General features: G+C 69.6%; 19 protein-coding genes. 10 read left to right on the forward strand and 9 right to left on the reverse strand.

The window, feature by feature from the left end; translation table 11 throughout:
• The first annotated feature begins 79 nt into the window (after window positions 1-79).
• On the forward strand, window positions 80-1,627 hold the full coding sequence (locus DCW30_RS11120; RefSeq protein ID WP_373569074.1) for a glycosyltransferase family 87 protein: 1,548 nt from the start codon (window positions 80-82) through the stop codon (window positions 1,625-1,627).
• A 107-nt stretch (window positions 1,628-1,734) separates the two neighbouring features.
• Here DCW30_RS11120 and DCW30_RS11125 read toward each other — a convergent pair whose 3' ends face one another.
• The 3 genes from DCW30_RS11125 to DCW30_RS11135 form a co-directional block, all read right to left on the reverse strand.
• Window positions 1,735-2,766, reverse strand: a complete 1,032-nt coding sequence (locus tag DCW30_RS11125) for an alanine racemase (RefSeq protein ID WP_062771400.1) — start codon at window positions 2,764-2,766, stop codon at window positions 1,735-1,737.
• 65 nt (window positions 2,767-2,831) lie between these two features.
• Complete coding sequence (locus tag DCW30_RS11130; protein WP_076685348.1) at window positions 2,832-3,953, reverse strand: lipid II:glycine glycyltransferase FemX; 1,122 nt, start codon at window positions 3,951-3,953, stop codon at window positions 2,832-2,834.
• Window positions 3,954-4,100: 147 nt separating this feature from the next.
• Complete coding sequence (locus tag DCW30_RS11135; protein ID WP_076685349.1) at window positions 4,101-4,418, reverse strand: hypothetical protein; 318 nt, start codon at window positions 4,416-4,418, stop codon at window positions 4,101-4,103.
• A 268-nt stretch (window positions 4,419-4,686) separates the two neighbouring features.
• Here DCW30_RS11135 and rpsF point away from each other — a divergent pair, with 268 nt between their 5' ends.
• From rpsF to rplI, 4 genes are all read left to right on the forward strand, one after another.
• Window positions 4,687-4,977: a 30S ribosomal protein S6 gene (gene rpsF / locus DCW30_RS11140; RefSeq protein ID WP_016644628.1), complete on the forward strand. Its 291-nt coding sequence runs from the start codon at window positions 4,687-4,689 to the stop codon at window positions 4,975-4,977.
• A gap of 78 nt (window positions 4,978-5,055) precedes the next feature.
• Window positions 5,056-5,655 carry a single-stranded DNA-binding protein gene (locus tag DCW30_RS11145; RefSeq protein ID WP_062771392.1) on the forward strand — a complete coding sequence of 200 codons (600 nt, stop codon included), beginning with the start codon at window positions 5,056-5,058 and terminating at the stop codon, window positions 5,653-5,655.
• A gap of 72 nt (window positions 5,656-5,727) precedes the next feature.
• Window positions 5,728-5,964, forward strand: coding sequence for a 30S ribosomal protein S18 (gene rpsR / locus DCW30_RS11150; protein ID WP_003949403.1), 237 nt, complete (start codon window positions 5,728-5,730; stop codon window positions 5,962-5,964).
• Window positions 5,965-5,982: 18 nt separating this feature from the next.
• Complete coding sequence (gene rplI, locus DCW30_RS11155) at window positions 5,983-6,429, forward strand: 50S ribosomal protein L9 (RefSeq protein ID WP_062771390.1); 447 nt, start codon at window positions 5,983-5,985, stop codon at window positions 6,427-6,429.
• A gap of 148 nt (window positions 6,430-6,577) precedes the next feature.
• Here rplI and DCW30_RS11160 read toward each other — a convergent pair whose 3' ends face one another.
• On the reverse strand, window positions 6,578-7,915 hold the full coding sequence (locus DCW30_RS11160; protein WP_076685350.1) for an MATE family efflux transporter: 1,338 nt from the start codon (window positions 7,913-7,915) through the stop codon (window positions 6,578-6,580).
• A gap of 459 nt (window positions 7,916-8,374) precedes the next feature.
• Between DCW30_RS11160 and dnaB the strand changes: the two genes are divergently transcribed.
• Together dnaB and DCW30_RS11170 are read left to right on the forward strand one after the other, a co-directional pair.
• The gene (gene dnaB, locus DCW30_RS11165; protein WP_076685351.1) at window positions 8,375-9,847 is read left to right on the forward strand and encodes a replicative DNA helicase; all 1,473 of its coding nucleotides are present in this window, start codon (window positions 8,375-8,377) and stop codon (window positions 9,845-9,847) included.
• A 53-nt stretch (window positions 9,848-9,900) separates the two neighbouring features.
• A complete protein-coding gene (locus DCW30_RS11170) occupies window positions 9,901-11,277 on the forward strand; it encodes a serine hydrolase domain-containing protein (RefSeq protein ID WP_076685352.1) in 1,377 nt (458 codons plus the stop codon).
• Between the two features lie 184 nt (window positions 11,278-11,461).
• Here DCW30_RS11170 and DCW30_RS11175 read toward each other — a convergent pair whose 3' ends face one another.
• On the reverse strand, window positions 11,462-11,914 hold the full coding sequence (locus DCW30_RS11175) for a GNAT family N-acetyltransferase (RefSeq protein WP_076685353.1): 453 nt from the start codon (window positions 11,912-11,914) through the stop codon (window positions 11,462-11,464).
• Window positions 11,915-12,006: 92 nt separating this feature from the next.
• On the reverse strand, window positions 12,007-12,465 hold the full coding sequence (locus DCW30_RS11180) for a MarR family winged helix-turn-helix transcriptional regulator (protein ID WP_062771378.1): 459 nt from the start codon (window positions 12,463-12,465) through the stop codon (window positions 12,007-12,009).
• Between the two features lie 141 nt (window positions 12,466-12,606).
• On the opposite strand from DCW30_RS11180, the gene DCW30_RS11185 reads away from it, so the two are divergent.
• Both DCW30_RS11185 and DCW30_RS11190 read left to right on the forward strand, forming a co-directional pair.
• Window positions 12,607-13,818 (forward strand): MFS transporter, encoded by a 1,212-nt coding sequence (locus DCW30_RS11185; protein WP_076685354.1) that lies wholly within the window; start codon window positions 12,607-12,609, stop codon window positions 13,816-13,818.
• 41 nt (window positions 13,819-13,859) lie between these two features.
• Window positions 13,860-14,279, forward strand: coding sequence for a GlcG/HbpS family heme-binding protein (locus DCW30_RS11190; protein ID WP_076685355.1), 420 nt, complete (start codon window positions 13,860-13,862; stop codon window positions 14,277-14,279).
• Window positions 14,280-14,372: 93 nt separating this feature from the next.
• On the opposite strand, the gene DCW30_RS11195 is transcribed toward DCW30_RS11190, so the two are convergent.
• Both DCW30_RS11195 and DCW30_RS11200 read right to left on the reverse strand, forming a co-directional pair.
• Window positions 14,373-15,242 carry a GNAT family N-acetyltransferase gene (locus DCW30_RS11195; RefSeq protein ID WP_076685356.1) on the reverse strand — a complete coding sequence of 290 codons (870 nt, stop codon included), beginning with the start codon at window positions 15,240-15,242 and terminating at the stop codon, window positions 14,373-14,375.
• A gap of 4 nt (window positions 15,243-15,246) precedes the next feature.
• Complete coding sequence (locus tag DCW30_RS11200) at window positions 15,247-15,783, reverse strand: DUF2269 family protein (RefSeq protein ID WP_076685357.1); 537 nt, start codon at window positions 15,781-15,783, stop codon at window positions 15,247-15,249.
• Between the two features lie 76 nt (window positions 15,784-15,859).
• Here DCW30_RS11200 and DCW30_RS11205 point away from each other — a divergent pair, with 76 nt between their 5' ends.
• Window positions 15,860-16,495 (forward strand): HAD family hydrolase, encoded by a 636-nt coding sequence (locus tag DCW30_RS11205; RefSeq protein ID WP_076685358.1) that lies wholly within the window; start codon window positions 15,860-15,862, stop codon window positions 16,493-16,495.
• Between the two features lie 36 nt (window positions 16,496-16,531).
• Here DCW30_RS11205 and DCW30_RS11210 read toward each other — a convergent pair whose 3' ends face one another.
• The gene (locus tag DCW30_RS11210; RefSeq protein ID WP_076685359.1) at window positions 16,532-17,014 is read right to left on the reverse strand and encodes an NUDIX domain-containing protein; all 483 of its coding nucleotides are present in this window, start codon (window positions 17,012-17,014) and stop codon (window positions 16,532-16,534) included.
• Window positions 17,015-17,162 lie beyond the last annotated feature (148 nt).

Here is a 17,162-nt window from a genome sequence, read left to right on the forward strand (position 1 = left end):
CGATGTTTCACGTGAAACGAGGACCGTCGCACCGACCGGTGCGGCGGTCCTCTCCGCGTTCCCAGCCGCTTACGGCAGGATGGCGGGCATGCCCAGTGCAGACCCCAGCGCCGGCCGCGGCGCAGAGACACCGAGCACGAGTGCGTACGAGCCCGTGCGGCCGCATGAGCCGGAGCCGGTACGGCCCACGAAGGAGGACGAGGTCGCCCGGGCCGGCAGCGAGCTGATCGGTGGCCCCCTCGGCCGGAGAATGCTCTACGCGGCCACCTGGTGGTCCCCCGTGCGCATCATCGCGCTGATCGCCATCGGCATGTTCGCGCTCGGGATGGTCCAGAAGATGCCGTGCTACAACGGCGCGTGGTTCTTCGGCACCAGCTCCCAGTACACGCACGCGTGCTACTCCGACATCCCGCACCTCTACCAGGGACGCGGATTCGCCGACGGCCTCGTGCCGTACTTCGACAAGCTGCCCGGCGACATGGAGTACCTCGAATACCCGGTGCTGACCGGCGCGTTCATGGAAGTGGCCTCCTGGGTGACGCCCGGCAGCGGCTCCATGCCGCATCAGGAGAAGGCCTACTGGATGGTCAACTCCGCGATACTGATGGTCTGCGTGGCGGTCGTCGCCGTCTGCGTGGCGCGTACGCACCGGCGGCGCCCGTGGGACGCGCTCCTCGTCGCCCTCTCCCCGGCACTGGCGCTGACGGCCACCATCAACTGGGACCTGCTCGCCGTCGCCTTCACCTCCGCGGCGATGCTGATGTGGTCGCGCTCGCGCGCCCTGGCCTTCGGTGTGCTGCTCGGCCTCGCGACGGCCGCCAAGCTGTATCCCTTCCTGCTGCTCGGGCCCCTGCTGATCCTCTGCTGGCGTGCGGGGCGGTGGCGGGAGTTCGGGGCCGCGCTGCTCGGCACGGCGGGGATCTGGCTGGTGGTCAACCTGCCGGTGATGCTGTTGGCGAATGACGGCTGGTCGAAGTTCTACTCCTTCAGCAAGGAGCGCCCCGTCGACTTCGGCTCCTTCTGGCTGATCCTGTCCCAGCGCATGGACTCGCCGCTGAGCACCGAGACGGTCAACGTGCTCGCCATGGCGCTGATGCTCCTCGCCTGCCTGGGCGTCGCCGCACTCGGCCTGACCGCGCCGCGCCGGCCGCGCTTCGCACAGCTCGCCTTCCTGCTGGTGGCCGCCTTCGTCCTCACCAACAAGGTCTACTCACCGCAGTACGTCCTGTGGCTCATCCCCCTCGCCGTGCTCGCGAGGCCCCGCTGGCGCGACTTCCTGATCTGGCAGGCGTGTGAGGTCGCGTACTTCCTCGGGATCTGGATGTACCTGGCGTACACGACGAGCGGAGACGCCCACAAGGGGCTGCCCACCGAGGGCTACCAGGTGGTGATCGCCGTCCATCTGCTGGGAACGCTGTACCTCTGCGCCGTGGTCGTACGCGACATCTGGATGCCGGAGCGGGACCCGGTCCGGCGCGGCGGGGACGACGACCCCTCGGGAGGTGTCCTGGACTCCGCCGAGGACGTCTTCGTGCTCGGGGCCGCGGCGTATCCGGCGCGGACCGTGGCGCACTCCACCGCGGGGCCCGCGGTGAAATGGGGATCGGCGGTCGAGCTGCCCCGCTGAGCCGGCGCCGGGCCGCCCCACTGAGGCGGCTCACGGCCGAAGGGGCCGGACACAACTCATGTCGTGTCCGGCCCCTTCGGCGTACCGGGCTGTCAGAGCCTTCGGGCTCAGCGATCCACCATCCGGTCGAACTGGGTGGTGGTGTGCCGCAGGTGGGCCACCAGCTCCTCGCCGACCTTCGGCTCCGGGGCGTCGGAGGGCACGAAGAGGATCGACACCTGCATGTGCGGCGGCTCCGCGAACCAGCGCTGCTTCCCCGCCCAGACGAACGGCGAGAGGTTGCGGTTGACGGTCGCGAGGCCGGCGCGGGCCACGCCCTTGGCGCGCGGCATCATGCCGTGCAGGGCCTTCGGGGCCTCCAGCCCCACACCGTGGGAGGTACCGCCCGCGACGACGACGAGCCAGCCGTCGGAGGCCACCTTCTGCTGGCGGTAGCCGAAGCGGTCCCCCTTCGCGACGGCGGTGACGTCGAGGACGGCGCCGCGGTACTCGGTGGCCTCGTGGTCGCCCAGCCAGAGGTTGGTGCCGATGCGCGCCCGGAAGCGGGTCTGCGGGAACTGCTGCTGGAGGCGGACCAGCTCATCGGCCTTGAGGTGGCTGACGAACATGGTGTGCAGCGGAAGACGGGCCGCGCGCAGTCGGTCCATCCAGCCAATGACCTCCTCGACAGCGTCCGAGCCGTCGGTGCGGTCCAGCGGCAGGTGGAGCGCGAAGCCCTCGAGACGTACGTCCTCGATGGCGGCATGCAGCTGCGGAAGGTCCTGCTCGCTGACGCCGTGGCGCTTCATCGAGGACATGACCTCGATGACCACACGGGCGCCCACGAGGCCGTGCACGCCGTCCAGGGAGGAGACGGAGCGGACGACGCGGTCGGGCAGCGGCACGGGCTCCTCGCCCCGCCGGAACGGCGTCAGGACCAGCAGGTCCCCGCTGAACCAGTCCTTGATCCGGGCCGCTTCGTAGGTGGTGCCCACGGCGAGGATGTCGGAGCCGAAGCGCGTGGCTTCCTCGGCCAGGCGCTCGTGCCCGAAGCCGTAGCCGTTGCCCTTGCAGACCGGGACGATGCCCGGAAACCGCTCCAGCACGTGCTTGTGGTGTGCCCGCCAGCGCGCGGTGTCGACATAGAGCGTGAGCGCCATGGCTGGATCCCGGAACCTTTCTCGTGTCTGCGGTATGTCAGAGGGGTGGAAGGAATTGTGCGGGATCAGCGGCGCGACATGTAGATGTCGAGGGCCTTGTGCAGCAGCTTGTTGAGCGGGAAGTCCCACTCGCCGATGTACTCGGCGGCCTCACCGCCGGTGCCCACCTTGAACTGGATCAGGCCGAACAGGTGGTCCGTCTCGTCCAGGGAGTCGGAGATGCCGCGCAGGTCGTAGACCGTCGCGCCCATGGCGTACGCGTCGCGCAGCATGCGCCACTGCATCGCGTTCGAGGGCCTGACCTCACGCCCGATGTTGTCCGAGGCGCCGTAGGAGTACCAGACGTGCCCGCCGACGACGAGCATCGTGGCGGCCGAGAGGTTCACGCCGTTGTGCCGCGCGAAGTACAGCCGCATGCGGTTGGGGTCCTCGGAGTTGAGGGCCTGCCACATCTGCTGGAAGTAGCCGAGGGGGCGCGGACGGAACTTGTCGCGCACGGCCGTGATCTCGTAGAGGCGCTGCCATTCGGCGAGGTCCTGGTAGCCGCCCTGGACGACCTCGACGCCGGCCTTCTCGGCCTTCTTGATGTTCCGTCGCCAGAGCTGGTTGAAGCCCTTCTGTACCTCGTCAAGGGAGCGGTTGGCCAGCGGCACCTGGAAGACGAAGCGGGGCTGTACGTCACCGAAGCCGGCGCCGCCGTCCTCGCCCTGCTGCCAGCCCATGCGGCGCAGCCGGTCGGAGACCTCGAAGGCACGCGGCTCGACGTACGTGGCCTCGGTGTCCCGCAGCCGCTTCACGTCCGGGTTCTGGATGCCCGCCTTGATCGCCGGAGCGTCCCAGCGGCGGATCACGACGGGCGGGCCCATCTTCACGGAGAAGGCGCCCTGCTGCTTGAGGTGCGCCAGCATCGGCTGGAGCCACTCGTCCAGGTTCGGGGCGTACCAGTTGATGACCGGGCCCTCGGGAAGGTAGGCGAGGTAGCGCTTCAGCTTGGGCAGCTGCCGGTAGAGCACCAGGCCCACACCGACCAGGTGGCCGGTCCTGTCGTCGAACCAGCCCAGGTTCTCCGAGCGCCATTCGCTCTTCACGTCAGCCCATGCCGGGACCTGGCAATGACTCGCCGACGGCAGTGTCTGGATATACGCCAGATGCTGCTCACGACTGATGGTCCTCAGGGTCAGACTCATTCGGGGCGCTCCTCGGGCTGGTGTGTCCCCATGGGTTCAGGGGCTCCGGCTCTCGCGCCGAAGCCTACTGCGCCCCGCGAGCGCCCTGTCTGGCCGTACACGACCTCGACCCCCGGCCCGCCCGGGCCGGGGGTGCCGCGAGGCCCGTCAGGCGCCGAGGATTCCGCCGAAGAGTCCGCCGTGCGCCATGCCGAGGAAGAAGCCGATCGCCGAGGCGCCGAGGCCCAGGATCAGGCCGAAGCGCTCGCGGGTCGTCACGGAGATGTACTGGCCGTACAGACCCGTGGCGATACCGATCAGGCCCGTCCACGAGCTGAGCAGGTGCAGGTGGTGGAACATCGCCGTCACGAAGGCGATCGCTCCGAGCACCAGGGTCACGGCGAGGAGCGTGTCCTGCAGCGGATGGGGCTTGCCGTCCGTGGAGAAGAGGGAAGACGCGGCGTGGGGTCGCATTGCCTGTGCCATGGGAGGCACCTCCTGCGGAAAAGACGGCGCATCGTAGCGCCGTAGACACCCGATGTGTACAGATTCTCCCCTTCCACCGCTGGATTTCAACCGGAAGCCTCAGTGCGGGTAGTCTGTACCGTCTGCACCGGTGTCTGCCCTGTCCACAGCACGAGCTCCCGTCCGCGGGAGCCGATTGTCAGTGGCGGCCGATACCGTTGCGTACGCATCACGACCCTCCTGCCACGGAACGACCGTGGCCGCTGAGTCCAAAGGAGGTGGGTTCCACATGCGTCACTACGAAGTGATGGTCATCCTCGACCCCGATCTCGAGGAGCGCGCTGTCTCCCCGCTGATCGAGAACTTCCTCTCCGTCGTCCGTGAGGGCAACGGAAAGGTCGAGAAGGTCGACACCTGGGGCCGTCGTCGTCTGTCCTACGAGATCAAGAAGAAGCCCGAGGGCATCTACTCGGTCATCGACCTGCAGGCCGAGCCCGCGGTCGTCAAGGAGCTCGACCGGCAGATGAACCTGAACGAGTCGGTCCTCCGGACCAAGGTCCTCCGTCCCGAGATGCACTGAGCTTCCTAGCTCAGCGGCACCCGGGAATCGAGTAGCAGCAACAAGCAGCCAGCAGCAAACCCGCCGAGAGGTTCCCCCATGGCAGGCGAGACCGTCATCACGGTCGTCGGCAATCTTGTCGACGACCCCGAGCTGCGCTTCACCCCCTCCGGTGCGGCGGTCGCGAAGTTCCGTGTCGCGTCCACCCCCCGCACCTTCGACCGCCAGACGAACGAGTGGAAGGACGGCGAGAGCCTCTTCCTCACCTGCTCGGTCTGGCGTCAGGCGGCGGAGAACGTCGCGGAGTCGCTCCAGCGAGGCATGCGCGTCGTCGTGCAGGGCCGGCTGAAGCAGCGGTCCTACGAGGACCGTGAGGGCATCAAGCGCACGGTCTACGAGCTGGACGTCGAGGAAGTCGGCGCCAGCCTGAAGAACGCCACGGCCAAGGTCACCAAGACCACCGGCCGAGGTGGCCAGGGCGGTTACGGCGGCGGTGGCGGCGGCCAGCAGGGCGGCGGCTGGGGCGGTGGCTCCGGCGGCGGTCAGCAGCAGGGTGGCGGTGGCGGTGCTCCCGCCGATGACCCCTGGGCGACCGGTGCGCCGGCCGGCGGCGGCCAGCAGCAGGGCGGCGGCGGTGGCGGCTGGGGCGGAAGCTCCGGCGGCTCCGGTGGCGGCTACTCGGACGAGCCCCCCTTCTAAGCCTCGGGGCCTTCGGGCCGCGGGCCGAGGGTGGGCCGTAACCCCACTTCTTGATCACACAGGAGATACACCATGGCGAAGCCGCCTGTGCGCAAGCCGAAGAAGAAGGTCTGCGCTTTCTGCAAGGACAAGGTCACGTACGTGGACTACAAGGACACGAACATGCTGCGGAAGTTCATTTCCGACCGCGGCAAGATCCGTGCCCGCCGCGTGACCGGCAACTGCACGCAGCACCAGCGTGACGTCGCCACGGCCGTGAAGAACAGCCGTGAGATGGCGCTGCTGCCCTACACGTCCACCGCGCGATAAGGGAAGGGTGACCGACTAATGAAGATCATCCTCACCCACGAGGTCTCCGGCCTCGGCACCGCCGGCGAGGTCGTAGACGTCAAGGACGGCTACGCCCGCAACTACCTGATCCCGCGGAACTTCGCGATCCGCTGGACCAAGGGCGGCGAGAAGGACGTCGAGCAGATCCGTCGTGCTCGCAAGATCCACGAGATCGCGACCATCGAGCAGGCCAACGAGGTCAAGGCCCAGCTCGAGGGCGTCAAGGTCCGTCTGGCTGTCCGCTCCGGCGACGCCGGTCGTCTCTTCGGTTCCGTCACCCCGGCCGACGTCGCTTCGGCGATCGAGGCTGCCGGTGGCCCGAAGATCGACAAGCGTCGTGTCGAGCTGGGCTCGCCGATCAAGACGCTGGGCGCCCACGCGACGTCCGTGCGTCTGCACCCCGAGGTTGCCGCGAAGGTCAACATCGAGGTCGTTTCCGCCTAAGCGTTGCGCTTGGCTGAACTGAGGGGAGGGGCCGCACCCATGGGGTGCGGCCCCTTCCTCGTGCGCCGCCTCTCCGATGCCGGTCGGCCGTTGCCGCGGCGGCTGACCGTTTCACGTGAAACGGTCAGCGGGCGGGTCTCGTGGGCGGCTACCGGGTCGCCCCGGTGACCAGCCAGCGGCCGGAGCGGGAGCGGGACCACAGGGTCACCATGCGCACCGCCATCATCAGGGTCATCGCCGCCCACACCGCGGTGAGGCCACCGCCGAAGGTGGGCACCAGCAGGGCCACGGGCGTGAAGACCGCGAGGGTGATGAGCATGGCCCACGCGAGATACGGTCCGTCGCCCGCGCCCATCAGGACACCGTCGAGCACGAAGACGATGCCGCAGATCGGCTGTGCGAGAGCCACCACCACCAGGGCGGGCAGTGCCGCGTCCTGGACGGCGGCGTCACCGGTGAAGAGCGGGATGAACAGCGGTCGTGCGAGAACGATCAGCAGGCCGAGGACGGTGCCCGCGGCGATGCCCCACTGCACCATGCGGCGGCAGACGGCGCGCGCGCCGGCCGGGTCGTCGGCGCCGAGATAGCGCCCGATGATCGCCTGCCCGGCGATGGCGATGGCGTCCAGGGCGAAGGCCATCAGACTCCACAGGGACAGAATGATCTGGTGGGCGGCCACATCGGCGTCCCCGAGACGGGCTGCCACGGCGGTCGCGATCATCAGGATGGCCCGCAGGGAGAGCGTGCGGACCAGGAGCGGTGCTCCGGCCTGTGCGCACGCCCGGATTCCGGCGGCGTCGGGGCGCAGCGAGGCTCCATGGCGCCGGGCGCCGCGTACGACGACGACGAGGTACACGGCGGCCATGGCGCACTGGGCGATGACGGTGCCCCAGGCCGAACCGGCGATGCCGAGGTCCGCTCCGTAGACCAGGCCGAGGTTCAGGGCGCCGTTGGCGACGAAGCCGCCGATCGCGACGTACAACGGCGTCTTGGTGTCCTGTAGACCGCGCAGGACGCCGGTGGCGGCGAGCACCACGAGCATGGCGGGGATGCCGAGCGAGGAGATCCGTAGATATGTGACGGCGTACGGCGCCGCGGTGTCCGAGGCGCCGAAGAGGTCGACGAGTGCGGGTGCGGTGGGCAGCACGACGGCGATGACCGCCGCGCCGAGCAGCAGGGCGAGCCAGATGCCGTCCATGCCCTGGCGGATGGCGGCCTGGAGGTCTCCGGCGCCCACGCGCCGGGCGACGGCGGCGGTGGTGGCGTAGGCGAGGAAGACGAAGATGCTCACGGCGGTCGTGAGGAGGGCGGAGGCGACGCCGAGTCCGGCCAGTTGGGCGGTGCCGAGGTGGCCGACGATGGCGCTGTCGGCGAGCACGAAGAGGGGTTCGGCGACCAGCGCGCCGAAGGCGGGTACGGCGAGCGCGATGATCTCTCGGTCGTGCCTGCGTCGGTCGGCCTTGGGCGCGGCGGAAGCCTGTGTCATGGGCACCAATGTAATCTTCCACAGGTAAGAGATGCAATGGAAGTTAGCCCCTTACTTTGACCGCGGGTGAACACTCCGTGGCACGCCGTTCGCGACGAACTTGGCCCGACCGGGAAAGTTTTTCTTCTGCACAGCCGGTGGACGGCAAAGACGCAGGTGGGACGCAGTTCGGGGAGATGGCTGAGTGCTTGTTCACAGGGCTGTCCACCGAGCCGTGCACAGGTTTCGACAAGTTCTCCACAGCAATGGGCCCGTCATCCACAGTGCCTGTGGATAACCAGATTGGCTGACGGTGCCCGCGGGCCTACCGTGGTCCGGCGCCCGCCTCGTCAGACGACCTCGGAATCCCCGCAAAACCGACGCGTTCAGAACCGGAGTCGGGCCCGTTATTTGTCAGTGTCGTGCCTTAGAAAGAGGGGCACGGCGAGGTCCGCTCGGCGGACGGGAGGAGGTGGCCCGGTGAGTATCTCCGAGCCTTTGGACGACCCCTGGGCCGACAGCGGTCCCAGTGACCGTCTGCCCGTCTCCCGCCAGCGCCGCGACGGAGGCCGAAGCCGCGACGAGCAGCACGAGCGGGGCCGCGAGAGCGGCTGGGACGGCGGTTCGTCCTTCGAGCGCGTCCCCCCGCAGGACCTCGACGCCGAGCAGTCCGTGCTCGGCGGCATGCTCCTGTCCAAGGACGCCATTGCCGACGTCGTCGAGGTCCTCAAGGGGCACGACTTCTACCGCCCGGCGCACGAGACGATCTACGCCTCGATCCTCGATCTGTACGCGAAGGGCGAGCCGGCCGACCCCATCACGGTCGCGGCCGAGCTCACCAAGCGGGGCGAGATCACCAAGGTCGGCGGCGCATCGTATCTGCACACCCTGGTGCAGACGGTGCCGACCGCGGCCAACGCCGAGTACTACGCGGAGATCGTCCACGAGCGCGCCGTGCTGCGCCGCCTCGTGGAGGCCGGCACGCGCATCACACAGATGGGATACGCGGCCGACGGCGACGTCGACGAGATCGTCAACAGCGCCCAGGCGGAGATCTACGCGGTCACCGAGCAGCGCACCACCGAGGACTATCTGCCGCTCGGCGACATCATGGAGGGCGCCCTCGACGAGATCGAGGCGATCGGTTCGCGGTCCGGGGAGATGACCGGTGTGCCGACCGGCTTCACCGACCTCGACCAGCTCACCAACGGCCTGCACCCGGGCCAGATGATCATCATCGCCGCGCGTCCCGCCATGGGTAAGTCGACGCTGGCACTGGACTTCGCACGGGCCTGCTCGATCAAGCACAACATGCCGAGTGTGATCTTCTCGCTCGAGATGGGGCGCAACGAGATCGCGATGCGCCTGCTGTCCGCCGAGGCCAGGGTGGCGCTGCACCACATGCGGTCCGGCACGATGACGGATGAGGACTGGACCCGGCTGGCCCGCCGTATGCCGGACGTCTCGGCCGCCCCGCTCTACATCGACGACTCCCCGAACTTGTCGATGATGGAGATCCGTGCGAAGTGCCGCCGGCTCAAGCAACGCAACGACCTGAAGCTCGTCGTCATCGACTACCTCCAGCTGATGCAGTCCGGTGGTTCCAAGCGGGCCGAGAGCCGGCAGCAGGAAGTCTCGGACATGTCGCGAAACCTCAAGCTTCTCGCGAAGGAGCTGGAGCTTCCGGTGATCGCGCTCTCCCAGCTGAACCGTGGCCCCGAGCAGCGCACGGACAAGAAGCCCATGGTCTCCGACCTGCGTGAGTCCGGATCGATCGAGCAGGACGCGGACATGGTGATCCTCCTGCACCGGGAGGACGCGTACGAGAAGGAGTCCCCGCGCGCCGGTGAGGCCGACATCATCGTCGGCAAGCACCGTAACGGTCCGACGGCGACGATCACGGTCGCCTTCCAGGGCCATTACTCCCGCTTCGTGGACATGGCGCAGACCTGATCCGTCGTCCGAATCAGCTCGACGTGGAAGCGGCTCCCAGGTGGACTGGTCCCATGACGAAGCTCTCTGAAGAACTCCTCCCCGCCACCCGCCGGGCCCTGCTGCACCGCGTCGCGACCGAACAGGCGCGCGGGCGGGCCCCCTCACTGGTCGCCTCGGTCGCCCGGGACGGCGAGCTGGTGTGGAGCGCCGGCCGCAGCATGGTGGACGGGCACGCGCCGGATGAGAACGTCCAGTACCGCGTCGGCTCGATCACCAAGACCTTCACCGCCGTACTGGTGATGCGGCTGCGGGACGAGGGCCTGCTGAGCCTGGTGGACCCCCTGGAGAAGCATCTGCCCGGTACCGGCGCGGGGGAGGCCACGATCGCCGAGCTGCTCGCGCACACCGCGGGGCTGGCGGCGGAGACCCCGGGGGCGTGGTGGGAGCGCACGCCGGGCTCGACGCGCCCGGCCCTCTCCGACGTCCTCGGCGAGCAGCCCTTCAAGCACCCCGTGGGCCGGCTCCACCACTACTCCAACCCCGGCTATACGCTGCTGGGCTCTCTGGTGGAGGAGGTGCGGGGCGCGCCCTGGGCCGAGGTGCTGCGGCGTGAGGTCCTGGTGCCGCTGGGCCTGAACCGGACGAGCGTGCGGGCCGAGGCGCCGCACGCCGGGGGCTGGGCCGTGCACCCGTGGGCCGACGTGATGATGCCGGAGCCGGTCGAGGACCTCGGGCTGATGGCCCCGGCCGGGCAGCTGTGGTCCACGACGGCCGACCTGGTGCGCTTCGCCGACTTCCTGGTGAAGGGCGACGACCGGGTCCTGAGCGCCGAGTCCGTGCGCGAGATGCGCACCCCTTCGGCGCCGCCGCAGCCGGAGAGCCGGGAGAGGGCCTATGGCCTCGGCCTCGACCTGCTGACGTACGACGGGATCGACCTGGCGGGCCACACGGGCTCGCTGCCGGGGTTCCTGGCAGGGCTCTGGGTGAGCGAGCGGGACGGAGTGGCCGCGGTCGCGCTCGCCAACTGCACCTCCGGGCCGCTGGTGGCCGCGCTCGCGGCCGACCTGGTGAAGATCGTGGCCGAGGCCGAGCCGCGTATCCCGGAGCCCTGGCGCCCTCTCCCCGAGGTGGACGAGAAGGTCCTGGAGCTGACCGGGCCCTGGTACTGGGGTACTCAGGTCCTCGCGCTCCGTCTCACGGCCGACGGCGGCGTGGAGCTGGGCCCGCTGTCCGGGGCGGGGCGTCAGGCGCGGTTCCGCGCCAACGGTGACGGCACCTGGACGGGGCTCAACGGCTACTACGCGGGGGAGCTGTTGCGGGCGGTGCGCACGGCGGACGGCGCCGTGAGCCATCTCGACCTCGGGTCGTTCGTGTTGACCCGAGAGCCGTACGACGCGGGAGCGCCGATCCCCGGTGGCGTGGACCCGCAGGGGTGGCGCGGCTTCTGACCATGCGGGCCGACCGGTGCGCCGGTTGGCCCCGGGTGGCCGAGGTCGGCTCCGAGCGGTTCCGGACGGCGTCGGCCGGCTTCGTGCGGTGGAGCGGTTTCACGTGAAACGACGTCCCCGTTTCACGTGAAACCGCTCCTCAACGGCTCTCCCCTGGAGAGCGGCACCTGCGAGGCGGGTCGGCTCAGAGCTGGAGCTTGAAACCCAGGTGCGACGCGGTGAACCCGAGCCGCTCGTAGAAGCGGTGGGCGTCGGTGCGCGTGGCGTCGGAAGTCAGCTGGACCAATTGGCAGCCCTGCCGACGCGATTCGTCGACGGCCCACTCGATGAAGCGGGTGCCGAGCCCGCTGCCCCGCTCATCGGCATGGACGCGTACGCCTTCGATGATCGACCGCGTCGCCCCCGTGCGGGAGAGTCCCGGCACGATGGTGAGCTGCAGTGTGCCGACCACCCGGCCCTCGCGCACGGCGACGACCAGATGCTGATTCGGGTCGACGTCCAGGCGCTCGAACGCGGTGACGTACGGGGTGAGGTCGTCCGGTGTTTCTCGCGCCGCGCCCAGGGCGTCGTCGGCGAGCATGGCCACGATGGCCGGCAGGTCGTCGACGACGGCTGGGCGTATCTCAAGATCTCCCATAGGCGCAGCCTATGCGGAAGGGAGGCCGCCGAGGGGGAGTTCACCAGGGCGGCCGGTCCGTCCCTCTAGGCCGGTACGCGGAGGGTCTCCACCTAGGCCGGTACGCGGAGGGTCTCCACGGCCCTGACCAGCGGGGCGAGCTCCGGATTCTGCGCGGCCTCGTCGAGCGCCTCGCGCAGGGCCGCGTCGTTGGTCGGGCGCGCCTCGGCGAGCAGCGCCGCGCCCGCCTCACTGACGTCCGTGTAGATGCCTCGACGGTCGGTGGGGCACAGATAGCGGGCCAGGAGCCCACGGTCCTCAAGGCGCGTGACCAGACGGGTGGTGGCGCTCTGGCTGAGCACCACGGCATCCGCGACCTGCTTCATCTGCAGGTGCCCGCCCTCGCCGTCGTGCTGGCGGCTGAGGACGTCGAGCAGGGAGTACTCGCGCACGCTCAGTCCGTGCTCGGCCTGGAGGGCGCGCTCGATGTGGCTCTCGATCTGCCCATGGAGCAGGGAGAGCGCGCACCAGCCCTGAGCGAGGGCGGTGAGTGCGGGGTCGGTCGCTGTCATGGCTCTTCGTTCCTCCGTCCCGGAGCGGCTACGAACCAGGGTAGTCCACGGATGCAATATACGGCGCTTGCGCTTAGCCCGCGTGTGCAACTATTGTGGACGCACGTTAAGCGCACCTGCAATCTTCTGGAAGGTAGAGCCATGCCTCTCGCGCTACTGGCCCTCGCGATCGGGGCCTTTGGGATCGGGACCACGGAGTTCGTGATCATGGGGCTCCTGCCCGAGGTCGCGGGCGACTTCGGCGTCTCCATCCCGACCGCCGGCTTCCTCGTGACCGGCTACGCCCTGGGTGTGGTCCTCGGCGCCCCGCTGATGACCGTGCTCGGCACCAAGATCTCGCGCAAGCGGATGCTGATGCTGCTCATGGGCCTGTTCGTCGTCGGCAACGTGCTCTCCGCCGTAGCACCCGCCTTCGGCGTGATGCTGGCGGGCCGCGTCGTGGCCTCCCTCGCCCACGGTGCCTTCTTCGGCATCGGCTCCGTCGTCGCGGCCGAGCTGGTCGCCCCGGAGAAGAAGGCCGGCGCCATCGCCATGATGTTCACCGGTCTGACCGTGGCCAACGTCGTCGGTGTGCCGCTCGGCACCCTCGTCGGGCAGACGCTCGGATGGCGCATGACGTTCGCGATCGTCGCCGCGCTCGGCGTCGTCGGGCTCGCGGGCATCGCCAAGCTCATCCCGGACCTGCCCAAGCCCCAAGGCGTACGGCTCCGCCATGAACTGGCGGCCTTCCGCAACGTACAGGTGCTCCTGGCCATGGCGATGACCGTCCTCGGCTTCGGCGGGGTCTTCGCGGCCGTCACCTACCTGGCGCCGATGATGACGGACGTCGCCGGTTACGCGGACTCCTCCGTGACCTGGCTGCTCGTCCTCTTCGGGCTCGGCATGGTCGCAGGCAACCTGATCGGCGGGAAGTTCGCCGACCGTGCGCTGATGCCCCTGCTCTTCATCTCCCTGGGCGCCCTGGCCGTCGTCCTGGCCCTCTTCACGTTCACCGCGCACAACAAGATCGCCGCCGCCGTGACGATCGCGCTGATCGGCGCACTGGGCTTCGCGACCGTACCGCCGCTCCAGAAACGCGTCCTCGACCAGGCGTCCGGTGCCCCCACCCTCGCCTCGGCGGTCAACATCGGCGCCTTCAACCTCGGCAACGCCCTCTCGGCCTGGCTCGGCGGCATCGTCATCGCCGCAGGCCTCGGCTACACCGCCCCCAACTGGGTGGGAGCCGCACTCGCCGGCTCCGCCCTGGTCCTCGCCATCCTCTCGGCCGCGCTGGAGCGCCGCTCCGCCGCCGTCCCGAGCCTGGTCGTGACCGGCACGGCGCCCGCCGAACAGCCGACGCCCGTCCACCACTGACCACCCCGTCCCCTCAAGCACCACCCCTGAAGGAGAAACCCATGAGCACCACCGCTGTCACCCCGCTGACCATCGAGAACGCGGAGACGCTCGTCGACGCGGCCCGTCGAGCGGCCGAAGCGGCCGGCGTCACCGTCAGCGTCACCGTCCTCGACGCGGGCGGTCACCTCCTCGCCTTCCGGCGGGACGACCGGGCTGTGCTGATCTCCGGCGAGACCAGCACCCGCAAGGCCTACACCGCCCTCCAGCTGGACTCCCCGACCGCCGACCTGGTCGACGCGGTCCAGCCCGGCGGCCTCTTCCACACCCTGCCCACCGCCCTGGACCGGCCGCTCCTGTTCATCGCGGGCGGCGTACCGGTCCACCGCGACGGCCGTCTGGTCGGCGCGATCGGCGTCGGCGGCGGTGCGCCCGAGCAGGACCACGGCTTCGCGACGGCGGCCGTGGAGGCACTCGCGTAACTCCGCGCACCCCCCGCGAGCAGGCAGGCCCGCCCTCACACCGATGTCGTTCGGCGTACGAGGGCGGGCCTTTGCCGTGTCGCGCGGGCCGCGTCAGCCGGCCGCCACCGTCAGCGGCGCGAAGCGGCGCGTCCAGTCGCCGGGCAGTTCCGGGGTGCCGTGGGCCATCACCGCGTTGAAGGCGATGGGTTCGAGGCCGCTCTCCTTGACCCACGCCAGGAGCTCTTCGTGCCGTACGTCGATGTCGGTGCGCAGCGGGCGGTCGCTGTGGGCCGCGAGCGAGGCGATGAGCGCCTTCGCGGTCTCCGTGTCACGGGCGATGAGCGGACCGACGACGTGGGTCTCCATGTTCGGCCAGGCCCCCGCGTACCCGATGATCTCGCCGTCGGACTCCGCGACCCGCAACTGGTCGGTGAAGGCGGGCAGGCGGGTGATCACGTGCGTGCGGTCATGGCCGAAGACCTCGGTGTCGAGCCGCAGGATGGTGCTCAGATCCTCCGCGGTGGCCGCACGTGTGGCCACGGCGGGAAGCGGGCCCGCGGGGGTGAGATGACCGCGGACCATCTCGGCACGCCCGATCATCTTGAAGCCGAGCTGCTCATAGAGGGGTTGTCCGGCCGGTGTCGCGTGCAGGGTCAGCGGCGTGGTGGCCTCCGCCTCGATGGCGTGCCGCATCAGACGGCGGCCGATACCCCGGCGGGCGTACCGCTCGGCGACGAGGACCATGCCGATCGCCGCGAGGTCGGGCCGCTCCGGCGAACCGTACCGGGTCACGACGAAGGCGCCGATGAGGCCGTTGCCGTCGGGGTCGTCGATGCCGTAGCCCGTTCCGGCCGACAACAGGAAGCCCCACTTGTGTTCTTCGCGAGGCCAGCCCCGGTCCTCGGAGAGGGCGGCGCAGGACATCACATCGCGGGGGGAGAGCCGGCGGATGGGCAGAGCGGAGAGGGAAGGTGTCGACACCGGCTCAGGCTGTCTGACGTACGTCCCCGGCGTCCACCCGTTTGTGGGCAGAAGCACGTTGTTTACGGCCGCGCCGGGTCAGTCCCCACGGCTTGAGCACCGAAAGGACCGTCATGAACACATAGGCCCCGAGTGAGACGAGTGGTCCGGCCACGAGATCGGCCGCGTCGGTGATCGGCTCCCCGGCGGCCACGGTCCCGGCCGCCTCGTTGATGCCGGGACGCAGCGCGAAGGCGGAGGCGGCAGTGGTGATCAGGGTCAGCCAGAACTTCGTGTAGACCCAGCGGTGCCTGGCGAGCCCCCAGGGCGTGCCGAGGGCGAGCAACAGCCCGCTCAGCAGTGTGAGCAGAGCGAGCGGCAGCACGAGCCAGTCGGTGAAGACCTTCATGGAGCGGACGGCGGCCTCAGTGGCGGCGGAGGACTCCGTCGAGAGGGCGGCGAGGGCGAGGGCGACCAGCCCGAGCGAGAGCCCGAGCCAGCCGGCTGCGCCGACTACGTGGACGACCAGGGTGGCCCGACGAACGGGGCGGCTTGGTTTCACGTGAAACACAGTGCCGACCGAGGAGGCCCCAGGCGTCTGACCGCGGGAGTAACCGCGGGTACTAGCCTCGGCGTACATGGCACGCCTTCACCTCTTCGACCTGGACGGAACGCTGCTGCACGGCACGGCCGCCCCCGTACTGATCTCGCGGCAGCTCGGCCTGGACACGGAGATCGCCGCACTGGAGCGTGAGTTCGTCGCGGGGCGGATCGACTCGCCGGAGTACGCGGTGCGGGTGCACGCCCTGTGGGCGGAGCTCACGGATACGCAGGTGACGGCCGCCTTCGAGGGCGCGCCCTGGCTTTCCGGTATCCGGGAGACCTGGGCCGAGATCCGGGAGGGCGGAGACTACTGCGCGGTGGTCTCCCTCTCCCCGTCCTTCTTCGTCGAGCGGCTCACCGGTTGGGGAGCGCATGCCGCGCACGGCTCACGCTTCCCCGCCGTGCCGTTCACCGAGCCCGTGGAGCCGACGGGCATCCTCAACGCGGCGACCAAGGTGGAGATCGCGAACCGCCTCTGCGCGGAGTTCGGCGTCAGCGTCGACGACTGTGTCGCGTACGGCGACTCGCTCTCCGACCTGGACCTGTTCGCCGCCGTGCCCGTCTCGGTCGCCGTCAACGCCGATCCACGGCTGGTGAGCCTGGCAACCCACAGCTATGTGGGACGAGACCTCCGTGAGGCGTACGACCTGGTGAGACACGACGCTGTCTGACGCGAAGCCGGCGGGTCCCTTCCCCGAGTGCGGGTGTCAGCCCAGGTCAGGGGCGTGCATCGCGCGTACCCCCTCGATGTTGCCGTCCAGGTAGTGCCGCAGCGACAGCGGTACGAGGTGGACCGAGGCGATGCCGATCCGGGTGAAGGGCACATGCACGACCTCGTACTCGCCGCACGGCTCCTCGATCTCCGGGCCGTGCCGGCGACCGAGGTCCATGGACTCAAGGCGGCAGACGAAGAAGTGCTGCACCTTCACGCCGGTCGACCCGCTGTCCTCACCGATGTGCTCCACGGTGTCGACGAAGCAAGGGACCACGTCGGTGACCTTGGCCCCGAGTTCCTCGTCCAGCTCGCGGTGCAGGGCATCGACGACAGTCTCGTCCTCCGGCTCCACGCCACCACCGGGGGTGAGCCAGTAGGGATCGACGCCGGGTTTGGTGCGCTTGATCAGGATCAGGTCGTCGCCGTCCAGCAGGACGGCGCGTGCGGTGCGCTTGACCACAGGTCGGACGGTCATGGGGGGAATGTGGCCCGGACTGTTCCACGTGAAACATCACGGCCCGGCCGTGGCGGCCATCAAGCCCAGTGAACCGCCCGCAGGCGCCTGGCCCGGTCGGCCCCAGCCATCCGGTGCGGCCGGCCCTCGCCGTCGGTCAGGTCGTGTG

This window comes from Streptomyces alfalfae, assembly GCF_004127445.1.
Classification (GTDB): Bacteria; Actinomycetota; Actinomycetes; order Streptomycetales; family Streptomycetaceae; genus Streptomyces; species Streptomyces alfalfae.